Source organism: Alicyclobacillus sacchari (genome assembly GCF_004366795.1).
GTDB lineage: Bacteria > Bacillota > Bacilli > Alicyclobacillales > Alicyclobacillaceae > Alicyclobacillus > Alicyclobacillus sacchari.
The window spans coordinates 1-24,224 of sequence record NZ_SORF01000007.1; the positions used below are offsets into that span (position 1 = coordinate 1).

The window sequence follows — 24,224 nt, forward strand, 5'->3', positions numbered from 1 at the left end:
GTGCGTACGGAAGCAGGCATGAATTTCGCCAGGTCGGAGTACATCACCGCCCTTGGCTTTCTCCGGTATCCGTCGAACACAGCTGACCACTCAATATGTCCGGGGAATTTTAAGCGATGGTTTTGAGGAAATCCAAACCGGTGTTTTTGGGGAAATCAACCCGATTTTTTTGAGGAATTAAATCCGTTGTTGACAATCCCATGTTCCACGCTGCTGCGCTTGATATGGAGCTACGGGCGTGAATCCGCGCTATCGGGGCTAATTAGACCCGGAGCCCTAGCTATTCCCTTGGGCTATCCGCTCGTCACTCCATATCAAGCCCGGCATACAATCCGAAAACCGTGCTTTGCACAATGCTCAGCAGGCGGGGTGTTGGATAAGGTGACTATCTTATATACGATTATTGCGGTACTACCAGTGCTTTTCACACTTATTTGTCTGGTAGGATTCAAATTATCGAGCGTTAAGACCGCTGGATTGTCGTATATTCTGTCGGTACTTATTGCGGCTATCCATTGGAAATTTTATACGTCTGCAAAATCGATCATGTTAGCTTCAGTCAAGGGGCTGTTGCTTGCGCTCATCGTGATATACGTCCTGGTGTTTGGATTATTCCTATACAACGTCCTTCGCGAAGGACGAGCTATGGATGTTTTTTTCCAGTCTCTTCGCACGTTATGCACAAACCCCTGTTCAACAAGCATTACTTATTTCTGCCGCGTTAGGACTGTTCCTTGAAGCCACGACAGGCTTTGGCATCGGTATAGTCATTGCAGCGCCATTGTACTTGGCAATGGGATTTGAACCGTCGAAAGCAGCGATTCTGTCGTTGCTCACACAATCAGCGGTACCTTGGGGGGCTTTGGCAGTTGGAACAGTACTCAATGCTGAACTCTCAAATGTATCACTCAAGGCTTTGGGAGTAGGAAGTGCTCTCTTCACAATTCCACTTTACTTGATCTATACGATCGCAGTAGTTTGTATTGCTGGCGGCTGGAGAACGGTATGGAGGAATGCTCTCACAATTCTCTTTTTGTGGGCATCTCTAAGTGTATCCACATGGGCCGCGAATGCTTATGTCTCCCCGCCATTGGCTGGTGTGCTGGCCGGTTTCGTGACGGCTTCATTGTTGTTGATCTATTTTCGAATTACATCATTGAGAATAAATCCAACGATTAAGCAAACCGCAGCGGCCAAAGAAGATAACGCGGACTTACCGCTTTGGAAGTCCGTACTCCCTTATGGTTTCCTGATCGTGTTCAGCTTGGCCGCAAACCTGTGGCCTCCGTTGTACCGATGGTTGCATACTGTACTCGTATGGAGGGTACCATCACTTCAGTTTCAACTTGAACTACTTTATAGTCCAGGTTTCGCTCTACTTATGGCGTCAATTGTAGGTATTGTGATGTATAGGCTTTCTTGGGCTCAAATCCGGGACTGTGCACTCAGGACGTTGAAGCAGGTATACCCTGCTGCTATTTCCACGGTTGGATTTGTGGCGATGTCAACAGTGATGCAACAGGCTAGGATGACCGACTCCTTTTCTCACAATCTAGCACTATGGGTTGGAAGTGGATTTCTTCTCGTCTCACCGATCATAGGTGGGCTAGGGGGGCTGATTACCGGTAGCAATTCGGCTTCAAACGCAATGTTTGCACCGCTTCAAAGTATGATGGCGCATGAATTGCATCAGTCTCCTTTGCTGTATGCAGTAACACAGAATGTGGCAGCTTCTAATTTAACGATGGAGTCTCCGTCACGCATTGCACTCGCAGCTTCCATCACTGACTTAGCCGGGAGGGAAGGGACATTAACACGCCGAACGGTTCCGCTAGGCATCTTGGCCATTGTGATAATCACCATCTGTGCCGTAGGCATTAACATAATCTATTATCATTGATCCGTGCTTGCCGCCCGCGTATTGCTGGCGTTAGCAAAGAAATCAACGTACCACCTGTACCGTCACCAACACTTCGGCTGAATCTGGGGTGCTCATCGTGTAAAAACGCGGAGGAGTTATTCCTGCGCTCTAAGTTTTCGGTATAGTTCGTCGTCTTTCACTCAAGTTTGACAGTACGCTTGATATGGCGTGGATTGTAAGGGCAAGTTTGTACCACACGCACTTTAGCCCTGCGTGGCTGCGGGGCTCGTTGGAGATCGATTCGTCTTGTGGCATCTTGTGCGGTTTACTCGGCAGACGTCATGTGTTGTGCTTTCGTCACCGACAAGGTCTTGTTCGGCGTCGGAATCCCCAGGCTTGCGACACGCCGCTTCTTGACCGTCCGACCTTCACGGTAGGACTCAACGATGTGGAGATACTGGTAGGTCTTACCATCGGGCTTCTTTGTGGATACAATTTGCGCGAACAAGAGGATCACCGCCACAGGGATTTATATCCACAATCATATTAAAAATTCGCTTATGTATCAAAGATTTCACGAAAAAAGTTTGACCTACATTTTCGCAAACAAAACGCCCCCAAACGACGAAAAAACCGCGCTGTAGCGCGGTTCGGATATCCTCACGAGGCGTTTTACTGTCAAACTTGAGCTCAAAGGACGTCGCGTGATGCTGAAGAAATTGTACGCTACGGCGGGGAAGTGCCAGAAAAGGAAAAATCCCGTCTCATTGATGTTGACAATGGACGGGATACAAAAGACACTCAGATTGTTGCAAAAATCGTGTTTGTACAAAACAGAAATCGATCTTGAAAATGGCTGGCGCTGCTGTTAAATGACTGCCCACAGAATTGGGAGCAGCCATCCTTTAAACGCTATTCAATTTAGGCGGATACATTGTAAACCCAAATTAATTCTTCGACACCCACAGATAATTAAACATCGGGTACCCAGTTGTTGGGATTAAGTAATCCGGCGTCGCATTGTGCACCTGTGGTGTTACCACGGTCAAATTCGCAACCTCATTTGTCCACAAAACAGGAACCATTTTCGCGGTATATTCCTCGTAGGCAAAGAAGTTTTTCTTCGTCTCCGCAGCTGATGATGAAGGTTCAATTGTCTTCGCAATCAGCTTATCCTCCGTCGGGTCTTCATATCCGTAATCATCCATTGCCCCTGGTTCAAATTGCGATTCGCCAGAGGGATACGTTCCACCGTAGAAAATACCGGTTTCGGCTGCGGCAACCCAGCCGCCGGGATCGTTGGTGTTGGTCATGGTGCTGATTTCGGTTGCAAACGGCTCGGGCTTTAAGGTTGCGATAACCCCCATCTTTGCCCAGTCCTGTGCCATTAGCTCGGCCGTCTGTGTATACGATTCACTTCCTGAAGGGTATAACATGTCGAACTTCAATTGCTGGCCATTTTTTGTCATGACACCGTTTACCAATTTCCACCCGTCAGATTCGAGCAATTTGATGGCTTTGCCCGGATTATACGGGTAAATTGGTTTGGAGAGCTTCGGATCGTAAAATACCGTTTTTGGCACATTTGGAATAGGGCCATATTGCGGTGGTGCGTAACCATGATAGATATCATTATCGATGGTAGTTTGATCAATCCCCATTTCCAGCGCTTGTCGAACTTTGAGATCCTTCATTGCTGAATAAAGAGGTGATCCTTTCAAAAAGTTGACGTTCACAAAGTTATAACCGAGCGAGTATCCGGGTTCAATGGTATCGCCCATGGATGTAAGCTCTCTCTCCGAACCGTATTGAGATAGATCTAAGTACCCGAGATTGATAGAACCAGTCTTTAACGCTGCGAACTCGGCGTCGTTCGAGGCTTCGTACTCGAAGACTAGCTTGCCAAGAAGACTTTTGTGACCGCCGTACAGGGGGTTAGGCACGAGTGTCCATGAGCGGTTCGAAACCGCACTTTGGAGCTTGAAAGGACCGTCAACGACTGTGAAGAATGTCGGATCTGTTGCGACCTTACCCAAATAGGTTATTTCCTTGGTAATGTCGTTAGGGTATTTGTTCCAAGCATGTTCAGGGAGTGGCTGCAGTTGACCAATGCCATTGTAGATAAACCATTGCTGGTTAACTGGCTTGTTCAATGTCACCTTGACTATATAGTTGCCAACCGCTGTGACACTTTTCACGTCTTTAGGTATGCCGCCACTGCCATTGTTGTAATCGGGCCATGGAGCTGGAGCGTTGGGAGCATCCATTGCTTGAATTAGGCTATAATCCCAGACAACGTCTTGTGCAGTCACCGGCTTACCGTCAGACCATTTCCAGTTCTTCTTCAGATAGATTGTGTAAACCGTGCCCGATGGGTTGTACGTGATTTTGGTTGCGAATCCGTTACGGAAATCGATGGCATCCTGATTATTGATTGTGAACAGCCCAGGGTATAACTGTTGAGACAACATAGCGTTTGCTACCGTATCATTCGATCCATTTTCAATAGGGAAATACCATGTGATATTGGTCGCCGGCGGAAGGGCATAGATCAGCACACCACCCTTTTCAGGCGTGGCCGTTGACGCCGAACCAGTTTGGCCTGCTGTTAATTGGTTATTTGCATGGTTGACTGCATTTGTTCCACAGCCGGCCATCCCAAGGACCAGGGCGGACGTCGTAAGTCCGGCAACCGTAACACGAATGGGCTTGTTCATAGATGTCTCCCCTTCGAACACTAGGTGTATTATATATAATCAACCCATTGAATAAATATGCTAGATAACACTACATCAAAAGTTGAACTGTGACAAGGGTTTAATCGTTGGTGACTTTTATCGTTTTGGAGATAACTAGCCAGTATGAATCAATGGAGTGAAGTTGTTTGGAAATGGGCCAGGGAATGAAAGCACAGCCCCGTATATGGTCATGGGTTGTGTAATTATGCAGGGGGATATACTGTTAGTTAGCGCTGGAGGGGCCTGATGGAAATTCAAATCGCGTTCACCAGGCTTATAGTCTGTAAACGTTTGACCGTTTTGGTTTGTATACCACCTGCGTCAGGCCCTGTCTTTGCCGTTGGTTACTCTTTCCGGGAGAAATCATTCAGCTTTGCAGGACTGCAATCTCAAGATCACGTGAAAAGCGGAAGGTCGAAAACAGTGCCGCCCTGCTGTTTCGACACGATTTTGGCCCAGCAGGACGTCTGTATACGCAGTATCCTAACAAGTTGACTCAGCATCCATCAGTGCTAATGCTTGCGGCCACGGTGAGTTTTTCAACCACATCCAAAATGGATTCGAAAGCCTGTTTCAACTCTTGCAGAGATGCCGAATGTTCCTGTGTGGTCGCGGCAATCTCCTGAATGGAATCAGAACTGTTTCGTGTGCTTTCGTTGATCTCTTTTAGAAAGAAAACAATTTCCTTCGATCCAGATTGACTGTCAGTTGCTAGTTTCCGGATTTCATTTGCGACGACTCCGAATCCACGTCCATATTCTCCAGCCCGGGCTGCTTCGATGGCTGCATTTAAGCCAAGCAGATGAGAATCTCTTGCCAAGTTCTCAACTACATGGATCACCTTAGATGCCTTTTCGGCAAGTTGTGCAATTCGTTGTGACTCATCGGTTAGCCTTTGTAATCGCCCGGAGATGATAGTAGCCATTTGCGCGACTTCATCGGTGGTCGCATTCATTTCCTGTACCGTGGCAGCAAGGTTGTCGGACATGGCACGCAATGTATCGATCTTTTCGAGAGATGTCGTGGTGATGATCATCCCTACGGTTTGGCCTTCATCCCGAATCGGATTGTAGGTGACGACAAATGGGAACCCAAATTTCTCAGGGCCAACTTCAATGCTCTGCGGTTTTCCTGTTTGAAAGGCGATAAGGAACCTGCGATTTTCTTCCTCACTGCTAGCCAGGCTTTTCAAAGGTGTATTTGGGGGAATATTGGCGCGATCAAAGTCGGCTGGAAGATGAATGAGCACCTGTTCTCGATCCGTCACTAGAATGGAAGTTGGTTCGGAAAAACTGGTCTTCCATATCTCTGCTACTTGAAGGACTTCTTGAAGTTTCTTATGCATGTGTACCCTTCTCAAATCAGGATAAAGATCCGTTTTGCGTCACGAGTTTTGTGCACGGGAGTAGGCGAGCCTCCCATTGATTCAGGCAATACGAATCAATTGGCATATGAGCAGAAATAAACCATCAATTGTATCGTAGCAAAACCAGATGATTGTGTCGACACAGTAAAACCTTCGGGTTTATTGTTGTTTATTTCAGAATATTATATCATAGCTTACACCAGTCTTTCATTCTTCCTAAAAGGGGTAACGAGTGGATGGAGAAGTCGGACATTGGCGTGATCGGATTAGCTGTGATGGGCAAGAACTTGGCACTCAACATTGAAAGTCGGGGATTTTCGGTTTCCGTCTATAACCGATCGCGGACGCGAACGGACGAATTGGTAGAAGAGGCAATTGGCAAACGGATTCGGCCTACGTACTCTATCGAGGAATTTATCAATTCCTTGGAGTCGCCCCGTAAAATTCTTTTGATGGTGCAGGCGGGGGCGCCCACGGATGAGGCGATTTCGCAATTACTGCCGTATCTCGTCGAAGGCGACATCGTCATCGACGGTGGCAATTCGTTTTTCGAGGACACTCGGAGGCGCAATCAAGCCTTGGAGGCGAAGGGTATCCGCTATATTGGCACGGGGGTTTCTGGCGGTGAGGAAGGCGCTCTTCGTGGTCCGGCCATCATGCCTGGCGGTCAGCGCGATGCGTACGCGCTTGTGGAGCCGATTTTAACAGCCATTTCCGCGAAGGTAGGCGATGATCCTTGCTGCGCCTACATTGGGCCCGACGGCGCAGGCCATTATGTCAAGATGGTGCACAACGGGATCGAATATGGAGATATGCAACTTATCTGTGAGGCGTACCATCTATTGAAAGACGTGCTTGGCCTTTCTGCGCCCGAACTGCATGCGGTTTTCAGCGAGTGGAACCAGGGTGAGCTCGACAGCTATCTGATTGAGATTACGGCTGACATTTTTAACAAGTACGATCCGGATACGGGGAAGCCGATGGTGGACGTCATCCTCGATACAGCAGGGCAAAAGGGTACGGGCAAGTGGACGAGTCAGAGTGCACTCGATCTCGGTGTACCGCTTTCGATGATTACAGAGAGTGTGTTTGCGCGCTTTCTTTCCGCAATGAAGGATGAACGTGTACAGGCGAGCCAGATATTGCGAGGCCCTGATGTGCCGGCGGCGGCGCTCGAGAAAGAGGCTTTCATCGAAGATGTTCGTCAGGCTCTGTATGCGAGTAAGATTTGCTCGTATGCGCAAGGATTCGCTCAGATGCGGCAGGCTTCTGAGGAATATGGATGGAACCTCGAGCTTGGCAACATTGCGATGATTTTCCGTGGGGGATGCATCATCCGTGCTCAGTTTTTGCAGAACATCAAGGACGCTTACGATCGCGATGCGAATCTGCCTAATCTCCTGCTTGATCCATACTTTCGCGGCGTGATCGAACGCTATCAGATGGCATGGCGCAGGGTGGTGGCCACGGCGGTGACATACGGCGTACCGGTTCCGGCGTTTGCGAGTGCCCTGGCGTACTATGATAGCTATCGTTCTCCGACGTTGCCTGCGAATTTGCTGCAAGCACAGCGCGATTATTTTGGAGCACACACATTTAAGCGGGTCGATCGAGATGGCGTGTTTCATTTTCACTGGATGCAGGCAGAGACAACGGTTGGTCGCAATTAGTCGGAAGCGACTCGGGCGTACATCACGGATGAATCCGATGAGCTGGCTGTATGAAGCGAAAAGACCCCGCTCCGGCAACAACGAGAGCGGGGCGGGTTTTATGAGCGGCGAGGATCGTAAGGTATGCCATCTGCGGCTGGGGCTACAGCTCGACCGACAAGACCCGCGAGCGCGAGAATGGTCAGTGCATATGGGATCATCTGCAGTAGGTTTGAAGAGATGCCTTGACCTTGCAGGACGATTCCCAGCGCTGTGGAGAAGCCAAAGATCAACGCTGCACCAAATGATCCGAGTGGTGTCCACTTGCCGAAAATCATGGCGGCGAGTGCGATGTAACCGCGTCCGTTTGTCATGTTGGCGGTGAATCCATTGAGGACGCCGATGGACAGGTACGCGCCACCGAGTGCCGAGAACAGACCACTCAGAATGACACCAAAGTAACGAATGCGCCACACGTTGATACCTAGTGTATCGGCCGCCAATGGATGTTCACCGACGGATCGCATGCGTAAACCGAGGCGCGTATGAAACAGGAACCAATGCGAGACAATCACCAGAACAATCATGATGTAAACGAGAATGCTTTGGTTCTGAAAGATGACACCGATGTACGGAATGTTGTCTAAGCCAGGTATGCTGATATTCGGTAGCTTGGGTGTGCTGATGGGCGTACCGTTGAAACCAAACAATGTGTTCAGCAAAAACGTGGTCAAGCCCGCAGCAAAGATATTAATGCCCATTCCTAGCACCGTCTGATCAGCAGAGACGCGTATTGCTCCCCAAGCGAGTGCGGCGGCTGTGAGTCCACCGCAGATCAGGGCGGCGAGCAAGCCTAACCAGGCACTCCCTGTCCAGTAGGAGAAGGCGACGGCAAAGAAGGCGCCAATCAGCATAATACCTTCCATAGCGATGTTGACGACACCGGTGCGTTCGGAGAATGTACCTCCGATGGCTGGCAGGGCGAGTGGAACCGCCATGGACAAAGTGGCTGCCCAAATTTCCGGATCGGAGAAGATCACAGGGTATTTCACTCCTTTTCATTCAGTCTCTGCTCACCTGTTCCTGTCTCGTCTATATCAGTGAGTGATGTTCATCAAGCAGCGGATGTGGATTTTAGTGTACGGCGCCGACGGTACCAACCAATGACCTGCGGGATGATGCGTTCACAGGCGACGAAGAAGATGATAAGACCTGTCAGGACGTCGGTCAGCGCGGCCGGAACGTTCGACACCATTTGCATATTTTGTCCACCTGTAGTTAGAGCTCCAAAGAAAAGTCCCGCAATGATCACGCCAATCGGGTTGTTGCGTGCGAGCAAAGACACCACAATGGCCGTGTAGCCATAATTCGAAGAAAACCCGTCGAGAAGTCGGTGATCGACACCCAACATTTGTACGGCACCTGCAAGGCCTGCAAACATGCCTGATAGACAGAGGGCTACAACCGTGAACAACTTCACATTGATGCCTGCATAACGTGCAGCTCGTTGATTCAGGCCCACCGTGCGCAGTTGGTAGCCCAGAGTGGTCTTATAAAGCAAGAACCATACCACGATGACAGCGATGATGGCGATAGCTACGGCCACAAGCGACAACTGTGATTGCATCAAACCTTGCGTAAAATACGGGAACTGTGTGTTCTGTGCGATTTCAGGAGACTGCGGATTAAAGCCCTTCTGTTGCATCGGCCCTCCTTCAATGAGATAGCGTGCCAACAAGATGCCGATGTAACTCATCATCATGGTTGTGATGACCTCGTGCGAACCGACGTATGCCTTGGTGAGGCCAGGAATAATGCCTGCCCATAGCGCCCCTGCGATCATCCCGGCGACGATACAGAGGATCATGTGCAGCCAACCGGGAAGGCTGTTGAAGTGATAGCCAAACCAGACGGCAGCCGTAGCACCAATCCAATACTGGCCATCGGCACCGATGTTGAATAAGCCAGATTGAAATGAAATTGCGATACCCAGGCCAACAATGATCAGTGGAAGACTGGCTGTAATGGTGTTTCCAATGTTGATACCACTTCCAAACGCGCCTGATATGAGGGACCCATACACGGTCACCGGGTTATATCCAAGGGCAGCGACAAGAATTCCCCCAATGATGATGGCCAACACCGAGGCGCCCATGGGTAAGAGAATGGAACGTAGTGATTTCAAGACATTGACACCTCCGAATGCCCGCGCGACCCTGTCATCAGTAGACCGATTTGCTCCCTTGTGGCTTGGGCTCCCGGCACAATATCGACGATGCGTCCGTCATGAATGACCGCAATGCGATCCGACAGGCTCAGGATTTCTTCCAATTCGAGCGACACTAACAATACACCTTTGCCTTCATCCCGCAAGCGTACGAGTTGACGATGGATACCTTCGATGGCACCGACATCTAAACCGCGCGTTGGTTGGGCCGCAATCAACATGAGCGGATCGCGCGACACTTCGCGAGCAAGGATGACCTTCTGCTGATTTCCCCCTGACAACTCGGAAGCCTTGCGTGACGCATCCGGTGGGCGTACATCGAATTCCCGAATGAGGCGCTCCGTATAGTTTGTGGCAGCCGTCCGGTCGATCACGCCGTTCTTTGCAAAGGGGCGTTTGCGAAAGTCACGTAAAATGGTGTTTTCGACGAGATTGAACGACAATACAAGTCCATCCAATTGGCGATCCTGTGGTACATATGCGATTCCGCGCTCAGTGCGCTCAGCAGGGGACCAGCGTGTGATGTCGTCACCGTCGAAGATGATTTGCCCTTGCTCGGGCTTGAGCAAACCCGCTATGGCATCTGCCAATTCAAACTGGCCGTTGCCGTCGATTCCTGCGAGGCCAAGAATTTCTCCGCGTCGCAATTCTAAGTTGACACCCTTGACGCGTTCCATTCTGCCGAAATCGCGTACGTGTAGGTCATGAACTTGCAAAATCGGCTCGCCCGGATGAGCATCGCTCTTTTCGACACGTAGTACGACTTCGCGTCCCACCATCAGATTGGCCAGCGTTTGTGGTGTCGCACCCTTTGTTTCCACCGTTTCGACGGTCTTACCGGCGCGCATGACCGTGACCCTGTCACTAATCTCCAGAACTTCGTCAAGCTTATGGCTGATAAACAATACAGGTACGCCCTCTGCTTTCAAACCACGAATAATGGAGAAAAGTTCGCGCGTCTCTTGCGGAGTCAGAAGCGCAGTGGGTTCATCGAGAATAATGAGCTTTGCTTTGCGGTAAAAGGCCTTCAAGATCTCGACACGCTGTTGTAGCCCAACAGAAAGATCAGCAACTTTCGCCGATGGATCAATGGCGAGTCGATACTTTTCAGACAATTCGCGAACGCGCTTTTGCGCTTCTTTACGATCAAACTTGATGCGTCCTGGTTCATCGCCGAGCACCACATTTTCGGCGACAGTCAACGCGGGTATCAGCATAAAATGTTGGTGAACCATGCCGATCCCAGCATGAATAGCTTCCCGAGGGCTGCGAAAGTGTACCGCTTTCCCCATAAATCGAATCTCTCCGGATGTTGGCTCCAGGAGTCCGTAGATCATTTTCATGAGCGTCGATTTGCCTGCGCCGTTTTCTCCGAGAATGGCATGCACTTCTCCGCCGCGCAGTGTCAAGTTCACTCCGTCGTTGGCTTTGACGCCAGGAAACCATTTCTTCAAGTCGACAATCTCCAAAAAGTTCTCCAATCGCGGTGCCGACCTCTCTTTCCTCTGACCCAGCAATAACTGACATAAACCATCAATGCTCAGGATCTATCCGTAACGGATGGCGGCGCTTGATGACTAAAGGCCGCCATCGCGGTTCAACAAATCATCTTGACAGCGTACGATTACTTTTGAACCGTTGTAGAAACTTTGATCTGGCCACTGATGATCTGTTGTTTAACCTGATTCACCGTAGTTTGTACCGACTGTGGCAAGCCTTTCATCAGCGGCGCTATACCGACGCCGTTATTTGCCAAATTGAAGGTGGAGACGCCCCCCTTAAATGTTCCGCTTTGAACAGCCTTGATGGTGTCGAAGACTGCTGTGTCCACTCCTTTGGTGGCACTCGTGATCACACTTTTGGGTGCCAGATAAGCCTGATTCGTGTCGACACCAATAGCGTATACTTTCGCGCTGTTGGCTGCGTTGATGGCACCTATGCCGCAGCCGCCAGCCACTGGGAAGATGATGTCTGCTCCCTGCGAGATTTCGTTCTGTGCATATTGGCTGCCGAGAGCTTCATCCGAAAAGCTGTTCGTGTATTGCAAGAGGACTTTCCCGTTTGGATCCTCTTTCTTAAATCCTTGCTGGAAGCCCGCGATATAGGTATCCACTGGGGGGATGTCCTGACCGCCAATAACCCCTACCACATTTTTCGTGTTCAAGCCTTTGAGTTCGTGGTTCTTCTGTACGAGTCCAGCCACCACGCCGGCGAGATAACCAGCCTGTTCAGATTGGAAAATGGCGCTAGCCACGTTCGGGATGCCTGTGATGTTGTCGTCAATGATGAGAAAATCCGTCTTAGGATATTCTTTCGCAACCTGCTTGACTGCATCTTCCATGAGGTACCCGACAGCAATGACCAGGTTGTAGCCATTTTGTGCGAAGTGACTCAAGTTCGGCACATAGTCAGATTCCGACTGCGACTGTACCACACTTGTGGAAACACCGTTCAATTGGTGTTGTGCATTCGTCATGCCGACATAGGCCAAGTGGTTAAAGCCGTTGTCATTCAGACCTCCGGTATCCGTGACGAGACCAATTTTGATGGTCTTTCCAGCCGTTGTTGTTCCGCTGCTGTTGGATGTCGTTGTGCCATTCGTACCATTGGATCCGGTTGTTGTCGACTGGTTGCTCGCCGCTCCTGTGCCACAGCCCGTAACAAGTGCGGTCAGTGCCAACATGGATGCTGCCACGGTCAAAAATCTCTGTTTCATCACGAAAACCCCCTCTGAATGTCTGCATACTTGAAGAATTTGTTTCTTACTCGCATTCAATTCGCGCAAATTGCGCCCTTAATTTCGACATTAGAAGACAAAACTCCTACAAATTCAGCGCAGGATCGTGAACTTCACAATTTTGAACCGGTACAGACAAAGGCGTACACTATGAGGCGTCGATGAACAGTTAAACTTATGGTCCGAAAGGTTGTGACAAAATGAATCATCATGCCCAAACTGCGCTGCTCGTGATGGATGTACAAAACGGTATCGCAGGTCGCTACATGAAAGACGAGTCCACACTACAACCGTTTCAACGAGCTGTAAGTGCTGCGCGCAAGGCGGGAGTTTCAGTTATTTTCGTCCGTGTTGCGTTTAGTGAAGGGTATCCCGAAGCAGGTCCCCGCAACAAGATGTTTTCCCATCTAGCCCAAGCTGGCGGCATGACCATTGCTGACGCAAGTACGCAGATTCACGACTCCGTCATGCCTCAGTCCGGCGAGCCCGTGGTTACGAAGTATCGCGTAAGTGCGTTTGCGGGAAGTAATTTGGAAGTCATCTTGCGCGCAAAAGGCATCACAAATCTGGTGCTGTGCGGGATCGCCACCAGCGGCGTGGTGCTTTCCACTGTACGGGAAGCGGCGGACAAAGATTATGCGATCACGGTGCTCAAAGACGCATGTCTCGATGGCGACCCCGAAGTGCATCAGGTTCTTGTCGAGAAGGTCTTCCCTCGCCAGGCGGACGTGATGACGGTCGAGGAGTGGGCGAATACGCTGGCTTGAGACAATATGGTCTCCGGAGGAGGGGCGGCGGATGGAGATTGCGCCACATGTGCATCTTCTCGAGTGCACAAAGGGTAGTTATTGCTACCTTGTATTGCGGCAAGAGCCAGTCCTCATCGACACGGGCATGCCGGGGCGAGGGGGCGAGATCGTATCGGCATTGGCGAAGCTGGGCATGAGGCCGGATGATCTCGCGCATATTGTCTTGACGCACCAGGACGTTGATCACATCGGTAATGCCAAGTATCTAAAGGAGATATCCGGCGCAACGCTGTGGGCGCCCGCAGACGACATTCCGTACATCCACGGCGATGAACGGGCTCCTGGCATTCGCCGCCTCATCGGACGCATGATGAGGGTCGATAGGCCGAGAATTGATGAAGTCTTGGATCCCGGTCGGCATGTCGGCGATCTCGAAATCATTCCCACCCCTGGTCATACGCCCGGGCATGTCTGCCTGCGCATGGGTGACGTGTTATTGGCGGGCGATCTCGTGACAACTCGCGGGGGAAGGCTTAAAAAATCACCTGGAATGCTCACTTGGGACAAGGCAGCGCTCAAACGTTCCTTGCACGAAGTGGGCAAGTTGCCGTTTGATTGGGTTTGTCCTGCTCACGGTGAGCCCGTTCGACGGGGATCATTGTGGGAAGCGTTACTGGAGTAGTTGGGGAGAGGAGGAACCACGACAAGTTGCGTCGTGGTTTCTTGATTTACACATGGGTCGGATCGCGATCCTCTTTTGCCACGAGATATTGTGACAATCGCGCCTTGACTTCATCGGATAACGGCTGGCTTGTTTGCTTTGCAAAGTCGAAGTTCACCACGACGGCCGTACCCTCGCAGAGCAACACACCTTCTTCACTGCAGATTTCACAGTAAAACTCAAAACTGGAGCGCCCTATACGAGTCAGCCACGTTGTCGCAACAACCCACTGATGTTCTGGATAATAGGTTTGTGCTCGATAGTCGATGTGCAGCGATGCCAAGACTAACGAAAGTTTCTCATCCGGAAAAATGTCGCGCACAAAAGCGATGCGGGACTCTTCCATGTAAGTGGCGTAAACCGCGTTGTTGACATGGCCATTCAGATCCGTGTCGCTGAAGCGGACGCGAATACGGGTTTCGTGTTTCAATGGCACTTCCTCCTTATGAGCCAGCATGTGGAAAACTATCCCTGCTGCATTTCCTTACTAGGAACATTGTAGCGAAGCAGGTGGGCGCTTTCATCCCTACTATGGTTCACACTTCTGTATGATATATTCATTACTGGATACATATGAACAGAACAATGGTCTGGATGCGGAGGTGGTAGGAAATGCTTGCAGCCGCCCTGCACGGGCTTCTTCTCTCGATTGCACTCATTATGCCAATCGGCATGCAAAATGGTTTTTTGCTCAGTCAGGGTGCCATGCACAAACGCTGGCTAGGCGCGGCACCGGCCGTGGTTGCAGCAGCTCTTTGCGACACGCTGCTCATCGCGTTGGCGGTTCTGGGGGTTTCAGCGGCCGCATTTCATATCATCTGGTTACGCTTGGCATTCGGGATCGTCGGGATTTGTTTTTTACTGTATATGGGCTGGGCGACGTGGCGGGAGGAGCCAAGGGATACAGATCAAGGTGATCAGGGTGTTTGGAACATAAAGCGTCAAGTGACGTTTGCCGCCTCGGTTTCATTGCTTAACCCGCATGCTTTGCTCGATACCTTAGCCGTCATTGGCGGCAGTGCAACCGTATACACAGCATGGTCAACGAAACTGGCGTTTGGTGCGGCATGTGCGGCTGTATCATGGATTTGGTTCTTCGTCTTAATGACCATTGGGCACATGGCTAGCCGAGCCGCTGCGGGCATGGGTACGAAACGCATCATCAATCGTCTGTCGGCGCTGATGATGTGTGCTTCAGCGGTTTACCTTGGATACATTCTTTCTACCTTTCGGTAGTTGCGAAAGGGCTGACCACGAAATGGTCAGCCCTGCACGACAAATGGCACTTCATATTCATCCGATATCAACATCTGCCACGCCGCCATTGGTGTAGTAACAGTTTCCTGTCCAGTCACTGTTGTCAAAAGCCTGGAACACCATCGAATACGTTCCATTCGCTTGGGATGATGGCACATTCCAAGTCACCGAGACCGTTTTTGTGTCATTGGGATTGAGTGTGACATGTTGAACAGTTTGCTGGAACGCGGCGCCGGATGAATCATCCACTTCAATGTCCAATAACCCGTCTTGGAGGTAATCAGAGGACGAGACGTTCTTGAACGTCGTTGTGATGGTCACCGTATCGCCAGGGTGAACCGCGACGCTGGTTCCACTTGGGTAGTGTCCGCTGCTATCGGGCGCCGGAACGTTGTAGACGGTATCGTTCACACGAATCGTTGTGTCGCCTGTGACGATGTCCCCATACTTGGCAGCAGGCTTGGCCCCATTTGTGTTGGTCATGGCGAATGTCGCGACGTTTGGCTGGTAATAGCAGTTGTTCGATCCGCCCCACGAGTTGTTATTGTCAGCCTGAAATCCAAGTTCGTAGTTGCCTGACGCGAGAGATGACGGCACTATCCACGTTTTCGTCAGCGTGATCGTTTGTCCGGGCGCCAGGTTGTTACTTTGCGTAAAGTACTGGAACGCGCCCGGGTCAATCTCCATATCGAGTATGGCGTTCTGAAGAAAGTCAAACGATGAGACGTTCTTAAACGTCGTTGTGATGGTCACCGTATCGCCAGGTGAAATCTTGATCGTAGGTCCGTTTTGGTACTGGCCATTGTTATCCGGAATGTTGTACGTGCCTTCATCTGCGCCGGAAACGGTCACCTCTGTATTCGTGGCGACGATGTCTCCGTACTTGGTCAGCGGCGGGGGTGTGACGGCGAATGTCGCAGCACTGCGATCTGCGTCGTAGACCAAGCCGCCGATCGCGCTAAAGGCGTATGCCTCTACCGTAAACGTCTGTTGGTTGTTCGGTGTAACCCAATTCCATGTCACCTCTTTCGATCCACCGGAGGGTAGTGACACATGGGGCACGATTTGCTGTGCGACGAGATCTCCCGTTGCGTCATATACTTCGAGATCGAGCGTCGCATCCGGCACGTAACCGCCATGGTTGGTGAAGGTGGATGTGATCGTCTCGGTTTGCCCGGCTGCGATGCTGCTTGCGGAGATCGTGGTGTGATCCGATATTTGCTGCTTGGTGACTCCGGGCAAGGCGGGTTTGAGCAGCAGGTCAGTGACCGAGTATGGCGGAAGTTTGACCGTATTCGTAAAGGGAAGTTGCGCGGTGTTGGTCACCGATGGACTGCCTTCGCCGTAAATCTCTGATTTCTCGATCAAGGCAGGCGAGTAACCCTCCAAATTGAGCGAGACGTCGTAAATGTTGCTTGGGTCACGGTTGACGAGCATGAGGGAGAGATCTCCATTGGGCAGCTTAACGGCATGTGTGTCGATCTCGCTTGCCGATGATAGAGTTCCCAACATGGTGTCGCCTGGCTTTGCGAAGTCTGCAACCATTTGATAGCCGTAGTACGTGGGCAACGGAGTGTCAGCCGGTGGTTCTACAGCGCCCTTTGGCGAGGTCTGGCCAGAGGATAGAAGCCCTTCGTCGCCAAACAAATTTTGGCCATACAGTGTCGGGCTGTTATAGCCATCGCCTGCACTGTTGAGAAGGTCCCACCAGTCGACGTTTTGTACGCCAGCTTGCACGAACCCGGTGAGATCGTCAGCCAAATAGAGCGCATTCACCAGATTGTTCGACTGCTGTCCAGGTGTTGACGAAGTGTTGTTTGTCTCCGTTACGAAAATCTGGACGTTCTTTGCGTTGGATCCGGCATATTCGTCGATTTCCTTGCGTAGTTCGGTAATCATGGCCGGAATTTGGTCCGTATCGGCCAGCAGCCCTGCGTCGGTCTCCTGTCCTGGTGACTCGGGGTACCAGTGCACATCGACAAAATCGATGTCCTTGCCAATGGCTTTGAGCACGGTGGAATTCCAATCGTCGTTACCATTGACCGTAGCGCCCCACGGCCAGTTGTACGGCATGGTCAGGACCGCGCCAATCTGAATTGACGGATCTTGAGCTTTCATTTGCTGGATATACTGTTCTGCGTTGCTTGCGTACGTCTGTGGGCTCAACCCTGGATTGCCTTTCTCGGGCTTGCCTTGCACAGCGTGATCGTCCGCTTCCCAGCCGTTGCCGTTGTAGTAGCCGTTGCCATATATCTCGTTGCCGATTTCCCAGTACTTGACGTTATAGTGGTTGGTGACATTGGCGTACTTGACCCATGCCGCCGCTTCAGCGGGTGTGCCTGTGCCGTAGTTGACTGTGATGATGGGCTGAGACCCTGTGTTGTGGGCGAATGTCATAAAGTGATCAAACGTGTCGTCCGGATTGACGTAGCCTCCGTCGTTGCGCGTATTGGTCTCCCAGTCGTAATTATCGGATATCGATCCGCCTGGATAGCGCAGCAAATCGGGCGCCAATGCTTTGGTGAGGGAGATCAATGTCGGGTTTTCAAGGCCGCTGTCCCAGACAGCTGCGTTGATGCCAAATGCGGTGGTGGGTATGGTGCCGGTACTGGACGCCGCATTGACCGTCACGGTGGCATGCCCAGTCGGTGCGCCAACCTTAAGATAGTTGGTCACTACACGCGTTAAAAAGCCACTTTGCGCCGCGCCGCTCGAATCGACTCTACTCTCATACGCAGACCAAATTTGGCCAAGACCATCGGGCGTGATCCCGAATTTCTGAAGAAGGATGAGGATATCCGGATTCATGGTGACCGCGCTCTTCCATGCCTCTGCCATCACTTGCGAATCGGTTTGGCCAGCGAGAATGGTCTTCGATTGTCCGCCAATACTTGCAAGGAAGCTCATATATAAGCGATACACGGTTTGTGGATTGAGTTGTGGCACGGCTGCTTGAATCGCTGTGAGCGATTGTTGCACATTTTCGCCGTCCACCGCGGCGGATCCGAACGTAAACAGATGGATGACAGCGTTGAGCGCCTGCACCATCGCTTGTTGAGAGGCCGAAATAGATGACTCACTTGGATAGACGATCGCTTTCCAGTCGGCACCGGTGAGATTTTGTGTATCGGTAGCGGCATTTTTGACGGCTTGTAGTTCTGTTAGCGTCAGTGCGTCATGGATGGCAGAGATGTTTGTTGTGAAATGGGTGACCAGCGCGTTTCCTGTGGCTGAGCTTGGTTGGTTGTCGAGGGCCTTCTTGTTGGTGGTATATAAGGATGGGCGCCCTGCTGATGAGTGCTTTACAGCATGTACAGAGTCTTTGACTGCCGAGTCAGACGCCAATGCGGTTGGAATCAACATCGTCCCGATGGCCAACCACGCGGCTGCGGCCGTGGCAATTTGCCTCTTCAAATGTACCCCCCCTGGAATGGGTATGGTTGTAACCACAACGGTTGTTGCATTGTTTTGGAGCCCTAGAACTCGATCACCCCTTAGAAGAGAGAATTGGCATGTCTGTAAGCGCATTCAATAAATCCCTAAATCGATTTAGCAAAATCGATTTACTTTCGTTATAGCGTCATTCGTCTATAATGTCAATTAGCAAACCTGTATGGGTTCACCATCGCCATCGTCAAGGGTATAACCATGCAGGCTGAACAACGGGTCAGTCTTGAAGTGAGCATGTATACAAGGGGGGATTTGACAGTTGGCGACGGTGAAGGACATCGCACGTTTGGCGGGAGTGTCTCCGACAACTGTGTCGTGGGCGTTAAACGGCAAGCGCGTCAGCGAGGAATCGCTGCGGCGCGTTTTGGAGGCAGCGCAAGCACTGAACTATCATCCGAAACTGAGCGCACGTAGCCTGCGCGCAGGCAAAGTGTTTTCGATCGGTTTTTACATTGTGAACCCAAGCCTGGATCCACGACTCAACGGCTACCTGTTTCCTATGTTGGCGGGCATCTCAAAGGTCTTGGCCAGCGACGGGTATTCTATGCAGTTCGATATCATCACTCCGTCTACCATTGACGTGTTAATCAAAAAGGCCTTGGAGCATGCCGTCGATGGCATGCTTGTGCTTCCGCAATTTTCGGGCGTTACGGAGCAGATCATGCGAGATCTCCCACATGACTTTCCAGTGGTATTTATGCAATCTGATCCGGCCACTAAGCCTCGCCATTGTGTCGCAATCGATCAAATGAAAGGTGTAAACTTGGCCATTCGCTATCTTCACGCGCAGGGACATCGTGAGATTGGAATGATCGCGGGGCCGGTAGAACATGTCGACAACGTTTTGCGGATGCAGTCTGCCTATCAGACGATGCAGGAGCTCGATTTAGCATGGAAGAGCGTGTGGGTGCAGCAAGGGGACTTTGATATCGAGAGCGGTTATGCGGGCATGAAGCGCATTTTGGACGCGGACAAGAAACCCAGCGCCATATTCTGTTTTAACGACTATATGGCCATTGGCGCATTGCGGGCCGCATCGGAAGTTGGATTGAACGTGCCGCATGACATTTCCATCCTCGGTTTTGACGATACCGACGTTGCTGAGGCTAGCAGCCCAGCCTTGACGACGATTCAACAGCCTGTGTTTGAGCAGGGACAGAGGGCGGCCAGTATGTTGATGACAATGATTAAGGGAGAAGAGCTAGCGGCTGCTGTCGAGTGGATCTCGCCTATCGTTGTGGAGCGCGCATCTGTTGAAAGGGCGGGATCGTAAGCGATGCATTTTGACGGGCAAGCGGTATTGCCGGCTGTGCGCAGCTTAAAAGATTACGAGTCGTTGATGGACGGCCATTCCACGTACGTCGTGTTGCTCGAAAGCAATCTGTCTGCCTTGCCCAGTCTGGTGCGCATGGCAAATAAGCATCAGAAAAAGGTGATTCTGCATGCAGATTTAATTCAAGGGCTAAAACACGACGAGGCTGCGACACAGTTTTTGTGCCAAATGATCCGCCCTTTTGGCCTCATCTCCACGCATGCCTCTGTGATTGCAACCGCGAAGAGACAAGGTGTGCTTGCGGTGCAACGCGTTTTTCTTATCGACTCGCACAGCCTGCGTACGAGTTATCGCATCCTGGATCAGGCAAATCCAGATTACCTCGAGGTGTTGCCTGGCTTGCTGCCGCATCTGATTGCCGAGATCCGCGAGAGGACGAAGATTCCGATTCTGGCCGGCGGATTCATTCGTACCAGGGACGAAGTGGAAGCAGCCTTGGCGGCAGGTGCCACTGCCGTAACATCGTCAGTCAAAGAACTGTGGGAGTCCTAATGCGCTCGCGTAGGCTGGACAGTTGTGAGGACCAATGGATAGATATCCATGCATGATATGGATGGGAAATAAAGTATGAGCCTTTTGCAGATTTCTAAGTCCTTGTAGGGCAAGGGATTTCGGGGTATAAAAAACGACTTCACCCCAAGCTTTGAGGGGATTTCAGGTTTAGAAACCAAAATCCCTACAGGACGGAAATCCACCTGTATTTTCTTCAAAAATTCCTGTTTTCCTTCGAAGAGTGGCTAGAAATTGAACCTAGTGAACGGCAGTCGCGAATTCAGGAGACGGCAACGCCAACTGGGTGCCAAGTACGACACGTTTGGGAACAAGCTGACGTGGTTTGGGTACAAGGTTCATCTTGCAGTGGATGCCAAAAGCGAACTTCCGATTGCCTTGGACGTAACACCTGCCAACGTATACGACGGCGAAATGGCTATACCGCTCATGAAGGAGATCCACGAGCGTAACTGGCGATTCCAATTCGTCATGATGGACGCTGGTTATGACCAGGCAAAGAACGGTGAAGCTGCTCGTCAGTACGGTGCGCAGGCCATCATCGCATTGAACAAACGAGGCGAAAAGGAACCCCCTATCGGCATCGCATCCGACGGAACGCTCCGCTGCTCGATGGGTTACGACGCAGAAAGAGCGTCTCACGATGAACGACGCGCACGTACGAGGCATCCAGAAGGTCACGATCCACGTCTACATCAACGCCGTTGTTCTACTGGCGGCGGCTTTGGCGGTCAGCGCGGCCAGGCGAGAGAAGGAGAGCGCCTAAGCCACCCAGCAGTTTGCTTGCAATGGATTACACGCATCGTGGCGATCATGTCCTGCTTTCAAAAATTGTAATACCAATCCGTCGGTGCGGTATCAGTTCGTTTTTTGATTTGATCAAATCGGCCATTCTGCAAAAGGCTCAAATATAAAAGCTTTCGATATGAAAGCCTTTACAACACGAATGAAAACGGGTATGATGGTCTCAAGTTCATATCATGCCTCTGAGATTATGGAGACGGCAGCAATGAGAGAGTGGTATTAACTACCGCCTGACGTTGTCTGCCGTCTATTTGTGTCTCAGGGACGCCTCGGCGCTTGGCTGGATTTGTGCAGAGTGCACAGGTTAGCCCGTTGGTTCATCGATCCGGACGTTGGATCAACACACAAGCCGAGTCATAGAGGGGGGTACATGGTGAGAGAAACTGTATGGGGCGAGTATTTGGCCGAAGTGATTGGCACTGCATTCCTGCTGATGGTCGGCGACAGTGTTGCTGCAATGGCTATTGTCTATAACGCGTTTTCTGGGGACTACTGGGGCATTTGTATTTTGTGGGGCTTGGGTGTCACGATGGCTTGCTATTTGGTTGGGGCCATCTCAGGGGCACATCTCAATCCGGCCGTTACCGTCGCGTTTGCTGTGTATGGAGGATTTTCATGGAAGAAGGTGCCGGGATTCATTGTATCTCAAGTGATCGGCGGCTTTCTCGGTGGTGCGCTGACCTACGTCTTGTTCAGCCCTGCCATCAACGCCTACAACGCGGCGCATCACGCCGTTCGCAATGCAACGTCCGGCCTTACGACATCTGGCATCTTCTTCACGCATCCGAATGTTGGAATTACGACAGGGCACGCATTCGTAGACGAAGTGATTTTAACCGGTGCGCTGGTGATTGGCATTCTGGCGCTCAGTGATGCGTACAACTCGAACGGACAATTAGGCAAGATCCAGCCTTTGATCGTCGGGCTGCTGGTAGCTATGGTTGGTGGTTTCGGCGGCGAGTTGGAGGCTTGGGCACTCAATCCGGCACGTGATCTCGGTCCGCGCATTTTTGCTTGGTTTGCCGGATGGGGGCAGAACGCTTTCCCAGGGCCCAATGGCTACTGGTGGGTACCAATTGTGGCGCCGATTCTCGGCGGGATTGTTGCTGGAGCGATTTATAACTTCCTTTTGCGCCCGTTCATGCCGGGCAATCCGAAGCGTGCAAAAGTCGCTGGACCCGTGCAGACGACTGTTCAGGCGTGATCGAAGAGAAATTCTGGGAATGATCTGAGGAGGAACTGGGGATGGCCAAATCTTACGTTCTTGCGTTTGACCAAGGCACAACGAGTTCGCGTGCGATTTTGTTCGATCGCGCTGGTCGTATTCACAGCGTAGCGCAAAAGGAGTTTCAACAGTTCTACCCGAAACCGGGCTTTGTTGAGCATGATCCGATGGAAATCTGGGGCAGTCAGAGCGGCGTATCGCGCGAAGTTCTAGAGCGTGCAGGCGTCTCGCCGGACGAAGTGGCGGCTATTGGCATCACCAATCAACGGGAGACGACCCTGGTTTGGGATAAGGAGACCGGCAAGCCGGTATATAACGCCATTGTGTGGCAGGATCGGCGCACGGCCGCCATTTGCGACGATCTAAAGGCGCAGGGATTGACCGACTATATTCGCGAAACGACAGGACTCGTCATCGACGCCTATTTCTCGGGCACCAAGCTGAAGTGGATTCTCGATCACGTCGAAGGCGCCCGCGAACGGGCGCAGCGTGGCGAACTCCTATTTGGCACGGTCGATACCTGGCTGGTGTGGAATCTGACTCGAGGTAAGGTGCATGTCACGGATTATACGAACGCATCGCGCACGATGATGTTCAATATCCATACCCTTGATTGGGATGACAGGATGCTTGAAATTTTGGATATCCCACGCGCCATGCTGCCAGATGTCCGGCCGTCGAGTGAGGTGTACGGACACACGGACGAGCGGACGTTCGGCGGTGCACGGATCCCGATCGCTGGGATCGCAGGCGATCAACAGGCCGCCTTGTTCGGCCAGACGTGTTTCGAACCTGGCATGGTGAAGAACACATATGGCACAGGTTGCTTTATGTTGATGAACACCGGCGAGACACCTGTGGCGTCGCCCAACGGGCTGCTCACGACCATCGCGTGGGGACTCAACGGTAAGGTGACCTACGCGCTGGAGGGCAGCGTCTTTATCGCCGGGGCGGCTATTCAGTGGTTGCGCGATGGATTGCGCTTCTTCGATGCAGCTCCTGATTCCGAATATTTCGCGGGAAAAGTTGGGGATACAGAAGGTGTGTATGTTGTTCCCGCCTTTGCCGGGCTTGGTGCGCCGTACTGGGATATGTACGCGCGTGGCGCCATTTTCGGGTTGACGCGCGGAACACGCAAGGAGCATATCACGCGTGCCACTCTGGAATCCCTCGCATATCAGACGAAAGATATCCTCGACGCCATGCAGGCGGATTCCGGCATCCATTTGAAATCCCTGCGCGTCGATGGAGGGGCGGTCGCAAACAATCTGTTGATGCAGTTCCAGGCGGATATCCTCGGCGTGCCAGTCGAACGACCGCTTGTTACGGAATCGACGGCCTTGGGCGCGGCTTATTTAGCGGGTCTGGCGGTCGGCTTTTGGACCATGGATGAGATTGCACAGAATGGCGAGATCGAACGCAAGTTTGAACCCGAAATGGATGAACAGGCGCGGCATGATCTCTATCGTGGCTGGCAAAAGGCAGTGAAACGAACGATGGGATGGGCGCGCGAAGACGAAGACGAAAAAGTTTCAACCACACGCAATCCCGTTGCACAGGTATAGCAATGATCGCCGATTCGGCGTATGATATCCAC

Annotated in this window: 20 protein-coding genes; 11 read left to right on the forward strand and 9 right to left on the reverse strand. The window is 51.5% G+C overall.

What is annotated here, in order from left to right; translation table 11 throughout:
• Positions 1-417: 417 nt before the first annotated feature.
• Both C7445_RS14990 and C7445_RS08250 read left to right on the forward strand, forming a co-directional pair.
• Positions 418-738 (forward strand): hypothetical protein, encoded by a 321-nt coding sequence (locus C7445_RS14990; RefSeq protein ID WP_424923001.1) that lies wholly within the window; start codon positions 418-420, stop codon positions 736-738.
• The gene (locus tag C7445_RS08250; protein ID WP_134159602.1) at positions 650-1,900 is read left to right on the forward strand and encodes an L-lactate permease; all 1,251 of its coding nucleotides are present in this window, start codon (positions 650-652) and stop codon (positions 1,898-1,900) included. The genes C7445_RS14990 and C7445_RS08250 overlap by 89 nt, the downstream gene beginning before the upstream one ends.
• A 286-nt stretch (positions 1,901-2,186) precedes the next feature.
• Here the strand turns inward: C7445_RS08250 and C7445_RS08255 are convergent, their stop codons facing one another.
• From C7445_RS08255 to C7445_RS08265, 3 genes are all read right to left on the reverse strand, one after another.
• Positions 2,187-2,384, reverse strand: coding sequence for a hypothetical protein (locus tag C7445_RS08255; RefSeq protein ID WP_134159603.1), 198 nt, complete (start codon positions 2,382-2,384; stop codon positions 2,187-2,189).
• Positions 2,385-2,808: 424 nt separating this feature from the next.
• Entirely contained in the window at positions 2,809-4,578 is a 1,770-nt protein-coding gene (locus tag C7445_RS08260; RefSeq protein ID WP_243835066.1) for a peptide ABC transporter substrate-binding protein, read from the reverse strand.
• A gap of 517 nt (positions 4,579-5,095) precedes the next feature.
• Positions 5,096-5,944 (reverse strand): methyl-accepting chemotaxis protein, encoded by an 849-nt coding sequence (locus C7445_RS08265; RefSeq protein WP_134159604.1) that lies wholly within the window; start codon positions 5,942-5,944, stop codon positions 5,096-5,098.
• A 257-nt stretch (positions 5,945-6,201) separates the two neighbouring features.
• Between C7445_RS08265 and gndA the strand changes: the two genes are divergently transcribed.
• Entirely contained in the window at positions 6,202-7,635 is a 1,434-nt protein-coding gene (gene gndA / locus C7445_RS08270) for an NADP-dependent phosphogluconate dehydrogenase (protein WP_134159605.1), read from the forward strand.
• Positions 7,636-7,733: 98 nt separating this feature from the next.
• Here the strand turns inward: gndA and C7445_RS08275 are convergent, their stop codons facing one another.
• The 4 genes from C7445_RS08275 to C7445_RS08290 form a co-directional block, all read right to left on the reverse strand.
• Positions 7,734-8,654, reverse strand: a complete 921-nt coding sequence (locus C7445_RS08275) for an ABC transporter permease (RefSeq protein WP_134159606.1) — start codon at positions 8,652-8,654, stop codon at positions 7,734-7,736.
• A gap of 74 nt (positions 8,655-8,728) precedes the next feature.
• A complete protein-coding gene (locus C7445_RS08280) occupies positions 8,729-9,799 on the reverse strand; it encodes an ABC transporter permease (RefSeq protein WP_134159607.1) in 1,071 nt (356 codons plus the stop codon).
• Complete coding sequence (locus C7445_RS08285) at positions 9,796-11,322, reverse strand: ABC transporter ATP-binding protein (protein WP_134159608.1); 1,527 nt, start codon at positions 11,320-11,322, stop codon at positions 9,796-9,798. The genes C7445_RS08280 and C7445_RS08285 overlap by 4 nt, the downstream gene beginning before the upstream one ends.
• A gap of 143 nt (positions 11,323-11,465) precedes the next feature.
• Entirely contained in the window at positions 11,466-12,557 is a 1,092-nt protein-coding gene (locus C7445_RS08290) for a BMP family lipoprotein (RefSeq protein WP_134159609.1), read from the reverse strand.
• 221 nt (positions 12,558-12,778) lie between these two features.
• Between C7445_RS08290 and C7445_RS08295 the strand changes: the two genes are divergently transcribed.
• A complete protein-coding gene (locus C7445_RS08295; RefSeq protein ID WP_134159610.1) occupies positions 12,779-13,345 on the forward strand; it encodes a cysteine hydrolase family protein in 567 nt (188 codons plus the stop codon).
• 31 nt (positions 13,346-13,376) lie between these two features.
• Complete coding sequence (locus tag C7445_RS08300) at positions 13,377-14,009, forward strand: MBL fold metallo-hydrolase (RefSeq protein ID WP_134159611.1); 633 nt, start codon at positions 13,377-13,379, stop codon at positions 14,007-14,009.
• Between the two features lie 46 nt (positions 14,010-14,055).
• On the opposite strand, the gene C7445_RS08305 is transcribed toward C7445_RS08300, so the two are convergent.
• Entirely contained in the window at positions 14,056-14,478 is a 423-nt protein-coding gene (locus C7445_RS08305; protein WP_134159612.1) for an acyl-CoA thioesterase, read from the reverse strand.
• A 182-nt stretch (positions 14,479-14,660) separates the two neighbouring features.
• Between C7445_RS08305 and C7445_RS08310 the strand changes: the two genes are divergently transcribed.
• Complete coding sequence (locus C7445_RS08310; RefSeq protein ID WP_134159613.1) at positions 14,661-15,284, forward strand: LysE/ArgO family amino acid transporter; 624 nt, start codon at positions 14,661-14,663, stop codon at positions 15,282-15,284.
• Between the two features lie 57 nt (positions 15,285-15,341).
• On the opposite strand, the gene C7445_RS08315 is transcribed toward C7445_RS08310, so the two are convergent.
• Complete coding sequence (locus C7445_RS08315) at positions 15,342-18,719, reverse strand: alpha-L-arabinofuranosidase (RefSeq protein WP_134159614.1); 3,378 nt, start codon at positions 18,717-18,719, stop codon at positions 15,342-15,344.
• A gap of 304 nt (positions 18,720-19,023) precedes the next feature.
• On the opposite strand from C7445_RS08315, the gene C7445_RS08320 reads away from it, so the two are divergent.
• The 5 genes from C7445_RS08320 (at position 19,024) to glpK (ending at position 24,192) form a co-directional block, all read left to right on the forward strand.
• Positions 19,024-20,028 (forward strand): LacI family DNA-binding transcriptional regulator, encoded by a 1,005-nt coding sequence (locus tag C7445_RS08320; protein WP_243835087.1) that lies wholly within the window; start codon positions 19,024-19,026, stop codon positions 20,026-20,028.
• Positions 20,029-20,031: 3 nt separating this feature from the next.
• On the forward strand, positions 20,032-20,580 hold the full coding sequence (locus C7445_RS08325; protein ID WP_134159616.1) for a glycerol-3-phosphate responsive antiterminator: 549 nt from the start codon (positions 20,032-20,034) through the stop codon (positions 20,578-20,580).
• Between the two features lie 261 nt (positions 20,581-20,841).
• Positions 20,842-21,435 carry a transposase gene (locus C7445_RS08330; RefSeq protein ID WP_341770546.1) on the forward strand — a complete coding sequence of 198 codons (594 nt, stop codon included), beginning with the start codon at positions 20,842-20,844 and terminating at the stop codon, positions 21,433-21,435.
• Between the two features lie 337 nt (positions 21,436-21,772).
• Entirely contained in the window at positions 21,773-22,606 is an 834-nt protein-coding gene (locus tag C7445_RS08335) for an MIP/aquaporin family protein (protein ID WP_134159617.1), read from the forward strand.
• 41 nt (positions 22,607-22,647) lie between these two features.
• Positions 22,648-24,192 (forward strand): glycerol kinase GlpK, encoded by a 1,545-nt coding sequence (gene glpK / locus C7445_RS08340; RefSeq protein ID WP_134159618.1) that lies wholly within the window; start codon positions 22,648-22,650, stop codon positions 24,190-24,192.
• Positions 24,193-24,224: the final 32 nt, after the last annotated feature.

Bases quoted from the DNA above. Each gene is read 5' to 3' on its own strand.
- C7445_RS08310 (WP_134159613.1), top strand. From the start codon at position 14,661: ATGCTTGCAGCCGCCCTGCACGGGCTTCTTCTCTCGATTGCACTCATT.
- C7445_RS08250 (WP_134159602.1), top strand. From the start codon at position 650: ATGTTTTTTTCCAGTCTCTTCGCACGTTATGCACAAACCCCTGTTCAA.
- C7445_RS08260 (WP_243835066.1), bottom strand. From the start codon at position 4,578: ATGAACAAGCCCATTCGTGTTACGGTTGCCGGACTTACGACGTCCGCC.
- C7445_RS08335 (WP_134159617.1), top strand. From the start codon at position 21,773: ATGGTGAGAGAAACTGTATGGGGCGAGTATTTGGCCGAAGTGATTGGC.
- glpK (WP_134159618.1), top strand. From the start codon at position 22,648: ATGGCCAAATCTTACGTTCTTGCGTTTGACCAAGGCACAACGAGTTCG.
- C7445_RS08295 (WP_134159610.1), top strand. From the start codon at position 12,779: ATGAATCATCATGCCCAAACTGCGCTGCTCGTGATGGATGTACAAAAC.
- C7445_RS08290 (WP_134159609.1), bottom strand. From the start codon at position 12,557: ATGAAACAGAGATTTTTGACCGTGGCAGCATCCATGTTGGCACTGACC.
- C7445_RS08265 (WP_134159604.1), bottom strand. From the start codon at position 5,944: ATGCATAAGAAACTTCAAGAAGTCCTTCAAGTAGCAGAGATATGGAAG.
- gndA (WP_134159605.1), top strand. From the start codon at position 6,202: ATGGAGAAGTCGGACATTGGCGTGATCGGATTAGCTGTGATGGGCAAG.
- C7445_RS08325 (WP_134159616.1), top strand. From the start codon at position 20,032: ATGCATTTTGACGGGCAAGCGGTATTGCCGGCTGTGCGCAGCTTAAAA.
- C7445_RS08300 (WP_134159611.1), top strand. From the start codon at position 13,377: ATGGAGATTGCGCCACATGTGCATCTTCTCGAGTGCACAAAGGGTAGT.